The following is a 17,352-nucleotide window of genomic DNA, read 5'->3' as shown; positions in this document are numbered from 1 at the left end:
AACGAGATTGGGGTCAGGTCCAATGAAAACATTTGTTGAAGACTATCTAAGCATGAATCAAGGGGTATTTGAGCGAGTCAGTGAATATATCTATAACCACCCTGAAACGAGATTTGAAGAGTATGCCTCTTCGGAGTTCTTGGCTGCTGAATGTGAGAAGCAGGGCTTTAGTGTAGAGCGTCATGTAGCTAATATTGAAACGGCCTTTACAGCTACCTATGGCAGTGGCGAACCTGTCATTGGATTTCTAGGTGAATTTGATGCCCTCTCTGGTTTAAGTCAAGAACCCAACGCAACCAGCTATAAGCCTCTGGATAGAGATGTTGGTCACGGATGTGGCCATAACTTACTAGGAACGGGTGCTTTTGCTGCTGCTTGCGCCGCCAAAGCCTATCTTGAAAAACATCATCTAGATGGAACGATCAAGTTTTTTGGTTGTCCAGGTGAAGAAGGCGGATCAGGAAAAACATTCATGGTAAGAGAAGGCGTATTTGACGGTGTCGATACAGCATTAACTTGGCATCCATCGCCATCCAATTCCATTATGAGCCTATCCAGCTTAGCCAATTACCAAGTGTATTTCAAATTCAATGGTGTCTCAGCGCATGCCGCCAATGCGCCCCATTTAGGTCGAAGTGCATTAGATGCCGTTGAATTAATGAATGTGGGGGTCAACTATTTGCGCGAGCATATCATCCAAGAAGCGCGTATCCATTATGCCGTTACACATACAGGGGGCATCTCACCTAATGTCGTTCAGGCGAATGCAGAAGTATTGTATTTAATCCGCGCTCCAAGGGTCCATCAAGTTGATGACATCTTCAACAGAGTGAAAAAGATAGCCGAGGGTGCCGCATTAATGACCGACACTGAACTGTCCATTGAGTTTGATAAAGCCTGTTCGAATTATATTCCTAATCGTCGTTTAGAAAAGATCTTATATAACAACTTTCAAGACGTTAATATTGATCAACCGACGAAAGACGAAGTCGCATTTGCTAAAGACATATGGTCTTCACTCTCAGAAGCTGAACAAGATAACTTTTTAGATTCCATGAAGGGTTTTGGTTATGTGGGTGACGGCCGTGAATTTTCCGGAAAGTACTTATCGGATGCTATCTCTTCCTATCACGCATCCAATGACATTCTTTCAGGTTCAACTGATGTCTCAGATGTCAGTTGGGTTGTTCCTACGGCGCAACTCACATCATCAACTTCGACACTCGGAACCCATCTGCATACTTGGCAAATGACCACTCAAGGACTCAGCCGCTATGCGCTTAGAGGGACTCTCCGTGCTGCAGAAACCATGGCATTGACTGGACTACAAGTATTAACAAATCCAAAAGATTTGGAAGCTATCAAAGAAGAGTTCCATCAATTTAGAGAAAACAATGACTATCACTGTCCGATACCGAAAGATGTGACACCTTCAAAGCTTTATGAACATTAGTTCAGAATGACTTTGTTCCGCGAAACGATATAAATCATGAAAGTGGGGGTTACATGAAGCAAAAAAAGGGTTTTTTTCAAAAGTTCCTTGATCTTGTAGAAAGAGCGGGCAATAAACTTCCCGACCCGTTTATTCTATTTATTGGTTTATCCGTTCTCATGATCATCGTATCTTATGTCTTCAGTCTATTTAATGCCTCTGTTGTTCACCCAGGTACCGGTGAAACATTGCAGATTAAAAACTTATTATCAGCTGAAGGTCTACAATTTATATTAACGTCGATGCTTGACAACTTTACTGGCTTTGCCCCATTGGGATTGGTGCTCGTTATGATGATGGGCATCGGTTTGGCGGAAAAAGTCGGTCTGCTAGATTATGCTATTAGAAAAACGATTTTACGATCACCGCCATTCCTCATCACATATACGGTTGTCTTTGTAGGTATATTAGGGAATTTGGCCTCAGACGCTGCTGTCGTCTTAGTCCCTCCTTTAGCTGCATTAGTTTTCTATAAGGTTGGCCGACACCCGCTTGCTGGTTTGGCGGCTGGTTTTGCAGGGGCAGGAGCTGGGTTCACAGCTAACTTATTCATAGCCGGAACCGATGCTTTACTTTCTGGCATTTCGACGGAGGCAGCTGCTATTATCAATGATTCCATCGTTGTGACAGCCATTGATAACTGGTATTTTAACATTGTCTCAGTATTTGTTATGACCATTGTTGGGGGACTCATCACTCGTCACTTCATTGAACCAAGACTGGGTGAATATGCAGGCGATGCCGTTGAGGAAGAGGATCATGAAGAACTGGCCCATGCAGGCAAAGGACTCAGAAATGCGCTTATTGCTGGGTTTGCCTATATCGCACTGATTGCTTTGGCTATCTTTATTCCAGGGAGCCCTTTAACGAATGAGGATGGGGGCATTGTTCCATCTCCCTTTTTAGATGGAATTATCCCAATTATTTTATTTTTCTTTGTCATCATTGGCGTTGCCTTTGGCGTGACGGTAGGAAAAATAAAGTCTGGTAAAGATGTTGGTGACTATATGGCTGATTCGATGAAGGATATGGCCAGTTACATCGTTTTAGTCTTTGCCATCGCCCAATTTATTGCTTACTTTAACTGGTCTAACTTAGGAACATGGGTCGCTGTCAATGGAGCAGAATTTTTAAAAGATATCAACTTTACAGGAATCGGGTTAATCTTAGCTTATATTGTTTTCACAGCCCTGATGAACTTCTTGATCACATCCGGGTCTGCGAAATGGGCCATAGAAGCACCTGTCTTTATTCCCATGTTCATGCAACTGGGTTATCATCCCGCCTTTATTCAGGTCGCTTATCGTGTGGGAGATTCATCGACAAATATTGTAACACCGCTATTCCCATATATGGTCATCATTCTAGCGTTTATGAAAAAGTATGATAAAAGTGCGAGCATTGGCACTTATATTTCATTAATGCTCCCTTATACAATTGCGTTTCTAATTTCCTGGATCATCTTAATTTTGATCTTTTTCTTTGCAAGTATTCCGTTCGGCCCTGGCATATCCCCATTTCTGTAATTGTATAAGGAGGTCATCAGCAAATGGAGAAAGAAAATTTATCAAGACAATTAATTCAATGGAGACGCCAATTTCATCAATATCCTGAAACGGGTTTTCTAGAGATGAGAACTGCTTCAATTGTGGCATCGATTCTAGATCAGCTAGGTTTTGACTTACAAATGGGACAAGGCGTCATGTCCAAAGATCACTGCATGGGAAAGCCCAATGAGCAAACAACCTATGAACATTACCAATGGGCACTTGAGAATGGCGCTGACAAAGATTATATCGACTATTTCCGGGATGGTTACACAGGCATTGTTGCGACTTTAGATACAAAGAAAGAAGGCCCAACAATCGCTTATCGATTTGATATGGATGCGCTAGATATTCATGAATCACATTCAGACGACCATTTTCCAACCCAAGAAGGTTTTCAATCGAAGGTGCCTTATAAAATGCATGCGTGTGGACATGATGCCCATACTTCAATGGGTCTCGGTCTAGCCACTTTAGTGGCTGCACACAAAGACAATTTAAGCGGTAAAATCAAACTGATTTTTCAGCCTGCCGAAGAAGGTACCCGTGGAGCGAAATCCATGGTTGCAGCCAATGTGGTTGAAGATGTTGATTATTTTATTGCGACACACATTGGTACTGGCATTCCACATGATCACTTCGTTGCCGCTAATAATGGATTCTTAGCAACGTCGAAGCTAGACATTTCGTTCAATGGGGTTGCATCTCATGCGGGCGGTAAGCCTGAAGAAGGTCGAAATGCATTATTGGCTGCTGCCACTGCGTCGTTAAATATATATGCCATCCCTCGACATTCAGATGGTACAACAAGAATCAATGTCGGTGAACTTCACGCTGGGTCTGGAAGGAATATCATCGCTGATCACGCCCAATTAAAAGTAGAAACCCGGGGAGATACTGCTCATATCAATCAATATGTCAAAGATCAAGTCGAATCGATCGTCTCAGGTGCAGCCAAAATGTACCAAACAGATTATCATATTGAGACAGTCGGTGAAGGTTTAAGTTGTCAAGGCTCAAAAGCCTTAGCTTCCATTCTCAATGAATGCGCACAGGAATCTCCAACAATAAAAAGGAGCTGTGTTGAGAGTAATGAGAGTGCGGGTTCCGAGGATGCGACGTATTTTATGGAGGCTGTGCAAAATAATGGGGGTTTAGCGACTTATTGCGTTTTCGGAACCGAGTTAGCCGCGGGACACCATAATGAAAGATTCGACATTAATGAAGATACCTTGCTTCCGTCTGTGGACACTTTATATCAATCGATTGTGAAATTGAATCAGACATACAATCAGTGACTCTTTAACATGGGCTGTTCTACAGAGGACAGCCTTGATTTTTAAAGGCACGAAACATTAGCTTACGTTACACCTGGAAGCCATATGATCTTCCGAGTGCTCATTAGGTAACGTCCTTTAGAGACAGGGACTGATCAAAAAGGGTACCAGAAATAATTGGGCTCAATAGATCCAAAATCCAAATTTTGCAACATTTTATTTCTTGATATTAATAATGAAAGTAGATATCATACTAATAAAAAGACCCGAATAATCGGTGCCCTACAGCTAGCAAAACCAAGAGTTAGAAAGAAGTAGCTTACCCCACTAATCTTTGGTAGGATGCAGGGTGGCTACTTCTTTTTTGACTGAAAAATGACTTGAACAATCGAAAAATTAACACACCAAAACTGATGAGCAATCCAAAAACATCAAGCGTTCTGCCTTATAGGGATATCAGATTCGCCAGCCATTAATTGGACAGTCCTTTTTATTCTTGCAAATTCACCCATACACTTTTTACTTCCGTATAATTGTCCAGCGCATAGTTGCCCATTTCCCGGCCAATACCGGATTGTTTATAGCCGCCAAATGCAGCTGCTGGGTTTTCTTGGTTGGTATCATTGATCCATACCGTTCCTGCTTTTAGACGGCGTGCCACCTTGTGCCCTGTGCGGATATTTTCCGTAAAGACTGCAGCAGCCAATCCATATTCACTGTCGTTCGCCCGGCGGACTGCTTCCTCCATTTTGTCAAATGGGAACACCGTAACGACGGGGCCGAAGATTTCTTCTCTGGCGATGCGCATATCATCTTCTACATCTGCAAAGACAGTCGGCTGTACAAAGTAGCCTCGATCAAATGCTCTGTCACCGCCGGCAACAAGTTTGGCGCCTTCCTCTTTTCCAATCTCAATATAGTTCATAACGCGATCAAATTGTTCTTTGGAAACGAGCGGCCCCATGTCGATACCTTCATTCATCCCGTTACCCATTTTAGTAGCTTTAGCACGTTCAACTAGTCCTTCCACAACACGGTCATAATGTTTGCGATGCACGTAGACGCGTGATGTTGCGCTGCAGTTTTGTCCGTGATTATCCATGATCCCTGAAAATGCTGCGTCAATAGCTTTTTCCACATCAGCATCCTCAAGAATAATGTTTGGCGATTTGCCGCCAAGTTCAAGGGTCACATGTTTCACTTGGTCTGCAGCTTTGCGCATAATCGATTTGCCTACATCAGTTGACCCAGTAAATGCAAGTTTGTTGATATCGGTATGATTTACAAGCGCTTCACCTGTCGTTTCCCCATATCCTGAAACAATGTTAACCACACCATCAGGGAATCCAGCTTCTTTAAACAGACCAGCAGCATACAACATTGAGAGCGGCGTTTGCTCAGCCGGTTTTAATACAGATGTACATCCTGTTGCCAGTGCTGCACCTAATTTCCACGAAGCCATGGACAACGGAAAATTCCAAGGAATAATTTGACCGACAACACCAACCGGTTCATGTTCTGTATAATTTAAATAATCAGACGAAATCGGTGTTGTCTGTCCTAAGACTTTGGTTGCCCACCCTGCATAGTAACGGAAATGCTCTACCGTACCATCAATATCATCTTCCAAGGCAATTGTATATGGCTTGCCATTATCTAAAGATTCTAATTGTGCCAGCTCTTCTCGATTTTCTTCGAGCAAATCAGCAAACTTATAAATAAGATGGGATCGTTCCGCTGTTGTCATAGTGGCCCATTCACTGTTTTCAAATGCGTTTCTAGCAGCTTTAACAGCTTGATCAACATCTTCTTCCTGTGCTTCACTGACTTCAGCCAAAACGTCCTCCGTTGCCGGATTATATACTTTGAACGTTTTGCCACTGGCTGCAGGTATATAGGCACCGTTCATGTAAAGTTGTTTCTCCCCTTCCAGAAACCCCTTTACTTTTGGCTTTAATTCTACCTGTGATGTAATCAATAGAGTATCCTCCTTCTGAATGATAAGTATATAGTTTCATATCAACTTTTGCTGTCAGTCACCGATTCAGCTTCTCAGAGCTGGATTCTTATCAAGTTCATTTAACAATCCTTGCAACGTTTTATCCTCATCCCCTGTTAAACCCAAGCGTGGTTTTCTCGATGGGCCGCCTGCCAACCCTTTAAGATCCATCGCTCGTTTAACGATTTGCACATACTTGCCGGACCCTTCTATAAAGTTGCAAAGCGGAAGAACTCTATCATACAATTCCCAAGCGCGTTCCATGTTGTTTTCCTGTACACTATTATACAAATCCGTTACTAATTCCGGTACAATATTTCCGGCAACCGAAATCCATCCGGTTGCTCCGACTAAAAGTGATTCGAGTGCTAGGTCATCGGATCCGCAAAACGTTTCAATGAATCCTTTCCCTTGTCTGGATATGTCACGCGCTTTACTTATATCCCCGCTTGATTCCTTGATGTGAGTGATATTATTGACATCACGGGCAACCTTTAAAATAGTCTCTGTCCCAATATCCACACCAGATGTGAACGGATTATTGTAAATCATGACCGGAAAATCGACCGATTCTGCTACAGCTTTGAAGTGTTCGTAAACTTCTTCATCCTTTGGGTGTGCGTAATAGGAATTAATGAGCAATGCAGCATCAGCACCTGCTTCCTCCGCTTGCTTCGTATACATAATCGCATCTTTTGTAGTCTCTGCCGCGGTACCGAGAATCAGAGGAATACGGCCATTCACCTGTTTGACCGCGATCTCGGCAATTTTAAATTTTTCCTCATTCGTTAAGCTGACGAATTCACCGGTACTTCCATTAACAGCAATTCCTGCTACACCTTGATTAATAAAATACTCAATATTCTCCTTTAAGCCTTCATAATTAATCGCTTCATCCTCATGCATCGGCGTAGCGAGCACAGGAAATGCTCCTTTTAAAGCTTTCATTCTAAAGCGCCTCCCTAAGTAGTAGTTTTTATTTTTATAATTTAATGGACACAACAACACATAGAAACTACTTCAGTAAAAAACCCCTTTCCAATGGGTCATCCGGATCATACAAAAACTGATGTTCACCCGTAATAAATGCTTGTGCTGCCATAGCATAACGCTGTCCCGACTTCTCTTCTTGAACAGCCGTCAGCTGGCTCCCGAAAATACTATGATTGATAAGTTTTGACGGTTGTTCTTTTTTTTCTGCTAATGCGGTACACAATGCAAACGTGCTGTCCACCCCCGGCGACCGCAGTATAGCCCCATCTTTTTCAAATGTGACGGACCGGATTTCGCCTGAAGATATGGTCGACATTTTTAAAATAACACCATCAAGTGAGTTCTTAGCCATTTCTATGGTTATTTGCTTTCCCCAGTTCATAATGGAAGATAGATAGGTCATGTCAATCGCTGGTATCGATTCAGGAAGAGGATAGATCGCATAACGTCTTGAAGAATCGACTTCCACCAGTTGAAATTCCTCATTAGTCGACTCTATCAAGCGACAATCACCACTTTTAACTTCTGTTTCCTCAACTACCTGATTGTGATATGATGCATAAACTGTATAAATGCCGTTTACCGTCTCCACTTTGTATAAGCCATTGTCTTTTTCAGCTATATTGCCTGTTTCCAGCAATACGGTTAACGTCGCGATCAACCCACTATAACTGAATCGGTTTTCGTTATTATGATTCACAAACAATACGCCATAATCTGCTTTATTCGACGGTGTGACAATGCATCCATTAACCCCTCGGTGACCACGGGGTTCATTGAATAAAAGTGCTTTTTCCTGTCCATAATGCTGTTCCAATACAGATTGTTTGGATGCGATATCCTGTGTATGAAATTGTAATGGTGAATGCAAAATTATTCGAAACACCTCTCCAGCTACATGTGTATCAATGGCGGTAAACATTTTTTCAACATTCATCCAAACCCTCCTTTCTAATGGCCTTCCATTGGCGGAATCAGCAAAAAACCTTCTTTAAGGGAATCGCTTTCATTATAGAAAAAGCGATGCATCCCCATCAGCCATGCTGAGCCTGTTACTTCAGGCAAAATCGCTGGATATCCTTGAACGTTTGTCAATTCCAGAATACGTGCTTTAAATAAAGTCCCGACGATACTTTCATAAACAAACAGATCATCGATACCAAGTTCATCCCGGTTCTGTAATGTCGCAAGTTTTGCTGATGTTCCTGTGCCGCATGGAGACCGGTCAATACCGCCTGGTGGCACAACAACCGTATTTTTTAAATCGGCTTCCGAATGAACCGGATCCGTGAAAAATTCGATATGAGTTAATCCATTAATGAATGGAAATTCCGGATGGACAACTTTCTCTGCCGCATTGATCGCATTTCGTATGTTAATAGCTTTGTTGGTGATGACGGAAGCGTTTTCGGTCGTTAGTGCCAGCCCGAGTTTACGTGCATCAATAATGCCGTAAAAATTTCCGCCGTAAGCGATATCACATTCAACGCGACCAATCCCCTCAACATCAACTTCAATTGATTTCAGTAGAAATGAAGGAACATTGGCAAACGTGACTTCTTTTGCTTTTCCATCTTCCACCTTTATCTTTGTTCTCACTAAACCGGCCGGGGTATCCACATTTATTTCGGTATATGGCTCTTGAACCTCAATCATCCCCGCTTCAATCAACGCGGTGCAGTATCCAATAGTATCATGCCCGCACATCGGTAAATAGCCACCCGTTTCAACGTAAATCACACCGACATCAGCTTCCGGATGACAAGGTGGAACCATGATCGCGCCGGACATCACATCATGGCCTCTTGGTTCATTCATTAAAAATTTCCGGATCCAATCATAATTTTCTTCCATGTAGAGCATTTTATCTGACATCGTTTCACCTTGTAATTCGGGCATCCCGGTAAGGACGGTACGGGTTGGATTCCCTCCGGTATGCGTGTCAATAGTTGTAAACAGGCGCTGAAAGTCCATTTAATTTGTCACCCTCTCTTTGAAACGGTCATAACGTAACGGTTCCAGCGGTATCGATGCCTCTTTTCCGGAAATCATTTCTTCCATGACTTTCCCTGTAATCGCCGCCAAGCTTATCCCGTCACCCTCATGTCCAGCGGCAATGTAAAAACCAGGGACTTCCTCGACATGCGAAACAATTGGCAAATGATCTTCCGTCCATGGTCTTAATCCAGCATACGTCCTAATGGCCATCATATCTGCCATTTTAGGATAAAAACGTACAGCCCGTTTTGCAATATATTTTGTGACTTCTTGATTGACTTTTAAGTCAAATCCGTTAAATTCCCTGCTGCTCCCAATTAGGAAATTCTGGCTTTCCGTTGGCTCAAACACAAGAGCCACCCCATATTTGTCAGTTACCGGATCAACCACCCGTTCCCCACCAAATTTTGATATTAGATACCCAAACTCCATCACTTTTCTGAGTCCCACGGGTTGTTCTCTTGAAGCAACAATTATTTGACCTTTCCGAGGTTTGATTGGGACATCCACATCAAGCATTTCTCCAATAAATGGCGCCCAGACACCACACGCATTGACAACTTTGTTCGCTGTAAAAGTCTCGCCGCTCGTCTTTAGGACAAATTGACCCGTGTTGTTTCTGGAAACATTTTTAACTTCGGTATGTGTATATAATGTTGCACCATATTTTTGAGCACTATGAAACATGGAATATGTAAGCATATATGGATTAACCGTCGAATCCGTCTTACATTCCAATCCCCCATAAAGATCGTCGGCAAAATAGTTTGATTCATTTCGCAAATCTTCCCGGTCAAGCATTTTAAAATCCAATCCTGCATCCTGCTGCTGATTCACCCATTTCTGTGCTGCATCAAGCTCCTGATCATTTTCACAAACAAGAATACTCCCCGGATTACGATACTCAAATGAAAGTTCCAAGTCTTTATTCAATTCATGTACAAGCTGTTGACTTTCTAAGGACATTTGACTATCAAAGCCAGGGTCTTTATCAATAGCCAAAATATTTCCGTCACATCTGGAAGACGTACCACTTGCTAATTCCTTTTTTTCAAGGACTGTTATATCCAAACCCGCTTTTGAGCAGTAATACGCAATTGCTGCGCCCATAATGCCGCCACCGATAATAACAATATCCCGATGCTGTGTATCTCCCATACAATCCTCCTTTCCACTATCCTTCAATATTAATCATGCAAATACTATGCCAATAATGAATGGTTCCTTCACTATTGATTTTATTAAGAAAATGTGTAAAGATATTTTTGAATTGTCTAGAAATTTATACACATTATAAAGGGGTTGAACCATTTGCTGACATTTCAATCAATCGAACCATTTATGAATAAGCAATTTTTTTTGGCTGACAGTGAGGTAGTAGCTGAAAGGCAATTACAACAATCGGCCACCGTAACTTCTTCAGGGAAAATACTGCTGAAATCAAACATGCTTTATTTTGACGTCCAGTTTTCAAATGACACGAACCAACCCAACTATGTGTTATGCGGAACGGCTTCTATTGATGACAATCTGGAAAACATATTAACTCACCTGACAGAACGGGAATGCTTAGTCGTTTTAGATAAACAGCAATGTGTGACTGGCTATATAAGTGCACGTGACTTATGTCAACATTTATATACAAACTATCAAAAGCTGAATGCCTATATTGACACGATTCTTGATACAACAGATGAGTCCTGTACGGTTATTGACCAAGATCAACGTGTGATTGCTTGGACAAAAGGCGCCGAACAACTCTTTTCCTTAAACCGGGATAACATCATTGAAAAACCAATCACCGAATTTTTCAGCCCTAATCGGTTGGAAATCCTTAACACAATTAAGGAAGGAACCTCTGTCCATCATCAGCAGCATAAAGCAAAAGAAAATCAAGTTGTGCTCATTAACTCAAACCCAGTCTACTTTAACAATGAAATTATTGGTGCCGTCGTCTCTGAAACAGATATAACGAGTCAGATTAGATTAAACAAAGAGCTGTATCATGCCAGTGAAAGATTATTTAAACTGGAAAAGGAAGTAACAAAATTAACAGCAAGCGAAGACCCTTTTCAGAATATACGCGGTAATAGTGCGCCTCTCAAGAAAACAATCGATAAAATTGAAAAGGCTTCCTCAACAAATGCGAGTATTTTAATCCATGGGGAAAGTGGTGTGGGTAAAGAACTTTTTGCCAAAGCAGCCCATAACGCACGCGAAGACAAAAAGGCTCCATTTGTTGCCGTCAACTGCGGTGCCATTCCATCTGCTTTGTTTGAAAGTGAAATATTCGGATATGAAAAAGGAGCTTTTTCCGGAGCAGATCAACGGGGCAAAAAAGGGAAAGTACAGCTAGCTCAAGGCGGAACCTTATTTTTAGATGAAATTGGTGAAATGCCCATGGAGATGCAAGTAAAAATGCTTCGGTTGCTGCAAGAGAAGAAATTTTATCCTGTAGGCGGCACAAAGGAGATTGAAGTCGACTTTCGTGTCATTGCAGCCACCAACAATGACCTGCAAGAACTTGTAGAGGAGCAAAAATTCAGAGCTGACTTATTTTATCGGCTGAATGTCGTTAGCATCGAAGTACCACCATTGCGTGAACGACCAGAAGATATCATTGAATTAACACATTACTTTTTACATGAAATATCCATTAAATATAATCGCCCCATTCACGGAATATCTCAGGACATTATGCAGGCACTGCTTAAGCACCATTGGGCTGGAAATGCAAGGGAGCTAAAAAATGTTATCGAACGATTAATTGTGTTTTCAGAAGATGGTGAAATAAAACGTGATGAAATTCCATTTGATTTTGATACACCCCAAACGCCTTCTTCTTCTAACCCAATAGAATTCAACCACAACGACAGTCGCCCGCTAAATGATCGATTGCTGGATGTTGAGAAAAATATTATTTTAGACGAGCTGGAGAAAGTTGACGGAAATAAACTTCAATGTGCTAGAAACCTTAACATCACTCGAGCTACATTATATAACCGAATCAAAAAACTGGGAATAACATGACTTGGCATTATTTTTGCATGTAATTAGACGAAATTTATTTACTATTTCTGGTGGTGATCTAATTGACTGAACACGAATTAATGGTATGCCGATGCGAAGAGGTAACCTTTGAAGAAATTACTGAAACGGCTTATAAACATGGGTGCTCAGCCAGGGAGCTTAAACTTCGCACCCGTGCAGGTATGGGCTATTGTGGTGGTCGAACATGCCGACCGCTCGTCGATAAAATAACACGCGATTTGGAAAAGAAAGGACAACGTAACGTAACATTGAAATACCAACCACCCATTCGCCCAATCAGCTTCGGTGACTTAGGAGGCGAGCCTAATGAGTGAACGAATTACTGACCATCCCATCCTTGGTCCATTGGAAGATAAACAGGACGTAACGTTCACATTCAATGGACAAACGTTAACAGGCAGAGAAAATGAATCAATCGCAGCGGCACTGCTTGCCAATGGCATTCGCACATTGCGTTATCATGAAGACAGCGGTTCCCCAAAAGGCATCTATTGCAACATTGGTCACTGTTTTGAATGCCGATTGTCAGTAAACGATAGGCAAGGTGTCCGCTCCTGCCTTACCCCTTTAAAGGACGGAATGACGATTCAAAGTGGGGGGCAGCTCCCTTCACCAGTAAGAGAATGGAGGAATACACATGAATGACGTCATCATTATTGGAGCAGGTCCTGCAGGATTGTCAGCCGCAATCACTTGTGCTCAGGAAGGTTTGCACGTGCTAGTAATAGATGAATACATGAAACCAGGCGGACGCTTGCTGGGACAGCTTTACGAAGAACCGGACGGCTCATGGTGGAATGGTATCAAAGAATCGGACCGCTTATATCAACAAGCAATGAACCTTGGGGTGCACGTACAACTAAACACACCTGTGTATAATATAGAACAATATAACAGTCAATGGACTATCTATACAGACCAAGACGCACATTCTACTAAACATTTGTTACTGGCAACCGGTGCTGCCGAATCACCTGTTCCTGTACCTGGCTGGACATTACCAGGGGTCATGTCGGTCGGTGCAGCACAAGTGATGACCAATGTCCAACGTGTGAAACCAGGCAACAAAGGTGTCATCATCGGTGTTAATGCCCTCTCGGCTGTCATCGCTTCAGAATTGCAGATGGCAGACGTTGATGTGGCAGCGCTAACATTGCCGAAAATGAACCAACTTACAAAAAGAGCGGCAGAGCCAAAAGCCGTGATGAATGATTTGCTCCATGTAGCACATATGGCTCCCTCTGCTATGCTTCGATTTGGCAGTAAGCTGATGAAAAGCGACCTGATGAAACAGTTGGGAATTACCTTTTATCCTAAGAATGGTTTTAAAATGTGGGGAATTCCGATTCAGCTTCGCAAAGCCGTCGTGGAAATTCACGGTGAACAACAAGTAGAAGGGGTCAAGCTGGCACACGTTCGTCCCAACGGGGATATAGTTCCTGGTACCGAGGAGAGTATCTCCTGTGATTTTGTATGTATCGCAGGTGGTTTATATCCATTAACAGAACTGGCAGCAGTTGCAGGTTGCCCATTTTACCTAATTGATGAACTTGGCGGCTATGTCCCGTTGCACAATAATAGAATGGAAACAACTTTAGACGGTCTATACGTTGCCGGTAACATTACGGGGATTGAAGGTGCAAAAGTCGCAATTGCTCAAGGGGCCGCTGCCGGGTTAGCCATTGCCGCTAATCATGGCATCAGCGGACTTGGGGAAAAGATTGACCAAACCATTCAGACGATTGAACAAACAAGGGATCAGGCACCATTCCAATTCGACCCGAATATAAGAAAAGGAAAACAGGTCATGCAGGAAAAGTGGCAGGAATATCAAACAACCAATAGCAAATCCCTAGCTGAATAAACAGATGTGTGGAAGTAGCAGTCAGCGAATCACTCAAAGTGAAATGCCCATGAAAGGAATTCGCTAGTAGCGATTATGATGCCTGCTCTTTATCCCTCTTATTTTTGTTACCCTAACTTAGTAAGCAATTTTTATGCTAAATCATAGATTATCAGTCGTACAACTTTTGCATGTTATAATGGAGACAAAATTTGGAGGCATTCGATGACAATTAATTACAATAGCCGCTTAACAACGTTAGAAAACTATTTAAAGGATCAGGGTATTGACGCTGCAATCGTTACTGATCCGGCTAACGTTTTCTATTACACTGGTTTTCATTCCGATCCGCATGAGCGTTTCCTAGCACTGGTATTGAATAATCACAACCAGACATTCACCCTTTTCATACCGGCATTAGATAAAATAATAGCTGAGCGAGATTCTTACATAAAGCATATTGTTCCGATTGCTGATGCAGAAGATCCATTTGCCAAGCTGCAAATAGAACTAGGATCAAATGTGCAACAACTCGGAGTGGAGATGAAATCGGTTAGCATGTATCGTCACCAGCAACTGCAGGCGGTTTTTCCTGATGCTTCTTATACCGATATTAAACCCGCGATTAACAAGCAGCGTCTCAAAAAATCAAGGAATGAAATAGACTATCTAAAAGAAGCCGTGACCATTATTGAACAAGTACTTTCTGAAGGTATTAAGAAAGTAAGAATTGGTATGACTGAGGCAGAGCTGGCTGCCGAATTAGAGTTACTCATGAAAAAATTCGGTGCGGCCGGGCCTTCTTTTTCAACGATTGTTCTCGCCGGGGAAAAAGCCGCCTTGCCACATGGCACGCCCGGTGATCGTGCCTTTCAAAAAGGTGATTTTTTGTTAATCGATTTCGGTGTTATAACAAATGCCGGCTATTGTTCCGACATCACAAGGACGTTTATTATTGGAGAAGCAACTGATGAACAGCGAAAAGTCTATGAAATTGTTTTAAGGTCCAATCAGGCAGGCATCAATGCTGTACAAGCCGGTGTCCCACTTAAGACATTCGACGTTTCTGCACGAAAAGTTATTGATGATAGTGGGTATGGCGATTATTTTAATAACCGCGTTGGACATGGACTTGGAATCGAGGTACATGAGGAACCATCCATTCATGAAAAAAATGAAACCATCGCAGAAAATGGACTCATGTTCACCATTGAACCGGGGATTTACATACCTGATTACGGTGGCGTTCGGATTGAAGACGAGGTTTTTATAAATGAATATGGGGAAGCAGAAGTTTTGTCTGCGTATCCAAAAGACCTGCAAATACTTACATAAGCATTTACGGTGAAAGGAAGAAGGTTATGAGTCACCTTCTTCCTATTATTTGATCTTATATCAATTAACCGATGCTCAGCACATTATAGTACACAAAGTAAATAAGATATCAAAACGCTAAACAAATAAAAAGGCGCGATACATACCTAAATCACCAGTGTATCTAGAAATTAATAAAATGGAATTTTAGTGTATAAAGGCGCTTAACCGCAGTTATATATATTTTAAGTTCGATAAGTTAAAAATGACATAAAGTACATACACACCTTTTATATCAAAGGAATGATTGTAAAACGTGATGAATTAATAGCATTATTGTTTTGATGATTCAGCTTAAACGCGAGAATCAATTTGCTTCTGATTAACATCTCTATCATCTTCATTAATAATATGGGTAAAGTGATCTGGGGCTATCTGCGCTTTTATTTTCATTGCTATATAATAAACTATCCCTGTAACAATTAATGATTGTACAGCTGGGATTCCAAAAACAATCACATATTGCGTTAAATAGCCTACTAATATCCCCACTACCATGGCAATGGTAGCCATCCAGTTCCATCCATGATTATCTTTCCAAGTCTGTTTTCTGATAAAAAAGAAATCGGCCATCATTATACCTGCAATTGCAGGATATACGATTGCTGTCATATTCAAAAAATCCATAAAGTAATCAAGAATCCCCGCGAGTGCCACGATGATAGCCAGTAAAGTTCCCCCGAAAGTGAGAAGTGCTCTTCCTCTATTCGAATTAACATTAAGCATATTGGAAAGGGCAAGTCCCATACTGTAATTGTTCACTAGTTGACTTGTCCATGTTGCAAACCATAAAATTAAAAAGCCCCAAAAAGGAAATCCTAAATTCATCATTACATTAACAATATCAGCATCCCCAACTCCTACAGACATAACTGCTCCGACCAAAAATAGAGGAAAACCTACAAGAACAATACCTGTTGGAATCAGTGCATTATCTTTAATTGTTGGCTTTGCATAGCGAGTGTAGTCAGCCGCTATCACCCACTGTGAAACGTTTGCACCGATAATAAGACTAATCGCTGCAAGAATTCCAATTGTAGGCTCTGGATCCCAACTAGTTATTGATTCCACTCCGTTACTATCTAAAGCAAAATAAATACCAGCAGCAACTAATAATAGTCCAGCAGGGACTGCAATATAATCCGTCCATTTCATCGAACTATAGCCAATAATTGATGGTACAGCAAATAGCAATCCAGCCACTGTTGTAATCAATGCCCACATGCCCCATTGAGATGTATAATCAACACCCAACATTGCGGAAATGGCATTTCCGGCAACGGAGGTCTGTACAGCCCACCAGCCAAGTGACACCACGAAAATAGTTAAACCAACAATAAATCGTGCCTGTTTTGCCCCAAAACTGGTGCGTGCAATGACCGAAGAAGCCCGCCCAGTTTTTGCTCCAATATAACCTTGTAGGGCGTTACCAATCCATTGAATACCAAATAGAGCAATAATTAAAATAAGGAAAATCTCGCTGAGACCATAGCTGCCTACTAAAGTCGCTGCCACCATTAAAACAGGAATAGTAAACTCTAATCCACCAAAAATCATAGCCGGAGTGATCCAATGTTGTCTTTTGTCATCTGGTATGGCCTGCAATGCTTCATCTTTTTTGATGCTACCTTCATTTACTTCACTCATTGATTACACACACTCCTTTTTATTTGTATTCTTTTATATTCATTATTGTTTTTTATGATATTTAATAGTTGAATTTTCTGAATAAAAATATAAATATAGTAGTAGAAAGATTAGACCTTTCTACTACTGAT

Annotated in this window: 14 protein-coding genes; 8 read left to right on the top strand and 6 right to left on the bottom strand. The window is 41.7% G+C overall.

Annotation, left to right across the window (positions count from 1 at the left end; all coding sequences use genetic code 11):
• Positions 1-22: 22 nt before the first annotated feature.
• From B9Y89_RS08065 to B9Y89_RS08055, 3 genes are read left to right on the top strand one after another with little or no spacing between them, the layout of a single operon-like run.
• A complete protein-coding gene (locus B9Y89_RS08065) occupies positions 23-1,453 on the top strand; it encodes an amidohydrolase (protein WP_085522716.1) in 1,431 nt (476 codons plus the stop codon).
• 53 nt (positions 1,454-1,506) lie between these two features.
• On the top strand, positions 1,507-3,018 hold the full coding sequence (locus B9Y89_RS08060) for an AbgT family transporter (protein WP_085522715.1): 1,512 nt from the start codon (positions 1,507-1,509) through the stop codon (positions 3,016-3,018).
• A gap of 23 nt (positions 3,019-3,041) precedes the next feature.
• Complete coding sequence (locus B9Y89_RS08055) at positions 3,042-4,337, top strand: amidohydrolase (protein WP_085522714.1); 1,296 nt, start codon at positions 3,042-3,044, stop codon at positions 4,335-4,337.
• Positions 4,338-4,806: 469 nt separating this feature from the next.
• Here the strand turns inward: B9Y89_RS08055 and B9Y89_RS08050 are convergent, their stop codons facing one another.
• From B9Y89_RS08050 to B9Y89_RS08030, 5 genes are all read right to left on the bottom strand, one after another.
• Positions 4,807-6,294 (bottom strand): aldehyde dehydrogenase family protein, encoded by a 1,488-nt coding sequence (locus B9Y89_RS08050; RefSeq protein WP_085522713.1) that lies wholly within the window; start codon positions 6,292-6,294, stop codon positions 4,807-4,809.
• 66 nt (positions 6,295-6,360) lie between these two features.
• Complete coding sequence (dapA, locus tag B9Y89_RS08045; protein WP_085522712.1) at positions 6,361-7,263, bottom strand: 4-hydroxy-tetrahydrodipicolinate synthase; 903 nt, start codon at positions 7,261-7,263, stop codon at positions 6,361-6,363.
• A 67-nt stretch (positions 7,264-7,330) separates the two neighbouring features.
• Positions 7,331-8,245, bottom strand: a complete 915-nt coding sequence (locus tag B9Y89_RS08040; RefSeq protein ID WP_085522711.1) for a proline racemase family protein — start codon at positions 8,243-8,245, stop codon at positions 7,331-7,333.
• Between the two features lie 14 nt (positions 8,246-8,259).
• A complete protein-coding gene (locus B9Y89_RS08035; RefSeq protein ID WP_085522710.1) occupies positions 8,260-9,282 on the bottom strand; it encodes a proline racemase family protein in 1,023 nt (340 codons plus the stop codon).
• Complete coding sequence (locus B9Y89_RS08030; protein ID WP_085522709.1) at positions 9,283-10,464, bottom strand: NAD(P)/FAD-dependent oxidoreductase; 1,182 nt, start codon at positions 10,462-10,464, stop codon at positions 9,283-9,285.
• 153 nt (positions 10,465-10,617) lie between these two features.
• On the opposite strand from B9Y89_RS08030, the gene B9Y89_RS08025 reads away from it, so the two are divergent.
• The 5 genes from B9Y89_RS08025 (at position 10,618) to B9Y89_RS08005 (ending at position 15,535) form a co-directional block, all read left to right on the top strand.
• A complete protein-coding gene (locus tag B9Y89_RS08025) occupies positions 10,618-12,336 on the top strand; it encodes a sigma-54 interaction domain-containing protein (RefSeq protein WP_254901214.1) in 1,719 nt (572 codons plus the stop codon).
• Positions 12,337-12,398: 62 nt separating this feature from the next.
• A complete protein-coding gene (locus B9Y89_RS08020; protein WP_139822754.1) occupies positions 12,399-12,671 on the top strand; it encodes a (2Fe-2S)-binding protein in 273 nt (90 codons plus the stop codon).
• On the top strand, positions 12,664-13,002 hold the full coding sequence (locus tag B9Y89_RS08015; protein WP_085522708.1) for a (2Fe-2S)-binding protein: 339 nt from the start codon (positions 12,664-12,666) through the stop codon (positions 13,000-13,002). The genes B9Y89_RS08020 and B9Y89_RS08015 overlap by 8 nt, the downstream gene beginning before the upstream one ends.
• Positions 12,995-14,221: an NAD(P)/FAD-dependent oxidoreductase gene (locus tag B9Y89_RS08010; RefSeq protein WP_085522707.1), complete on the top strand. Its 1,227-nt coding sequence runs from the start codon at positions 12,995-12,997 to the stop codon at positions 14,219-14,221. Before B9Y89_RS08015 ends, B9Y89_RS08010 begins: the two co-directional genes overlap by 8 nt.
• A 204-nt stretch (positions 14,222-14,425) precedes the next feature.
• Entirely contained in the window at positions 14,426-15,535 is a 1,110-nt protein-coding gene (locus B9Y89_RS08005) for a M24 family metallopeptidase (protein ID WP_085522706.1), read from the top strand.
• A 333-nt stretch (positions 15,536-15,868) separates the two neighbouring features.
• Here the strand turns inward: B9Y89_RS08005 and B9Y89_RS08000 are convergent, their stop codons facing one another.
• On the bottom strand, positions 15,869-17,221 hold the full coding sequence (locus tag B9Y89_RS08000; protein ID WP_085522705.1) for a purine-cytosine permease family protein: 1,353 nt from the start codon (positions 17,219-17,221) through the stop codon (positions 15,869-15,871).
• Positions 17,222-17,352: the final 131 nt, after the last annotated feature.

The organism is Tuberibacillus sp. Marseille-P3662 (assembly GCF_900178005.1).
Taxonomy (GTDB): Bacteria; Bacillota; Bacilli; order Bacillales; family Sporolactobacillaceae; genus Marseille-P3662.
The sequence above is the reverse complement of the archived record's forward strand: the minus strand, read 5'-3'. Positions and strand labels throughout refer to the sequence as shown.

What these genes read in the sequence shown, in the direction of transcription:
- B9Y89_RS08055 (WP_085522714.1), top strand. Translation starts at nt 3,042, where the DNA reads ATGGAGAAAGAAAATTTATCAAGACAATTAATTCAATGGAGACGCCAA.
- B9Y89_RS08060 (WP_085522715.1), top strand. Translation starts at nt 1,507, where the DNA reads ATGAAGCAAAAAAAGGGTTTTTTTCAAAAGTTCCTTGATCTTGTAGAA.
- B9Y89_RS08040 (WP_085522711.1), bottom strand. Translation starts at nt 8,245, where the DNA reads ATGAATGTTGAAAAAATGTTTACCGCCATTGATACACATGTAGCTGGA.
- B9Y89_RS08030 (WP_085522709.1), bottom strand. Translation starts at nt 10,464, where the DNA reads ATGGGAGATACACAGCATCGGGATATTGTTATTATCGGTGGCGGCATT.
- B9Y89_RS08035 (WP_085522710.1), bottom strand. Translation starts at nt 9,282, where the DNA reads ATGGACTTTCAGCGCCTGTTTACAACTATTGACACGCATACCGGAGGG.
- B9Y89_RS08005 (WP_085522706.1), top strand. Translation starts at nt 14,426, where the DNA reads ATGACAATTAATTACAATAGCCGCTTAACAACGTTAGAAAACTATTTA.
- B9Y89_RS08010 (WP_085522707.1), top strand. Translation starts at nt 12,995, where the DNA reads ATGAATGACGTCATCATTATTGGAGCAGGTCCTGCAGGATTGTCAGCC.
- dapA (WP_085522712.1), bottom strand. Translation starts at nt 7,263, where the DNA reads ATGAAAGCTTTAAAAGGAGCATTTCCTGTGCTCGCTACGCCGATGCAT.
- B9Y89_RS08065 (WP_085522716.1), top strand. Translation starts at nt 23, where the DNA reads ATGAAAACATTTGTTGAAGACTATCTAAGCATGAATCAAGGGGTATTT.
- B9Y89_RS08000 (WP_085522705.1), bottom strand. Translation starts at nt 17,221, where the DNA reads ATGAGTGAAGTAAATGAAGGTAGCATCAAAAAAGATGAAGCATTGCAG.
- B9Y89_RS08015 (WP_085522708.1), top strand. Translation starts at nt 12,664, where the DNA reads ATGAGTGAACGAATTACTGACCATCCCATCCTTGGTCCATTGGAAGAT.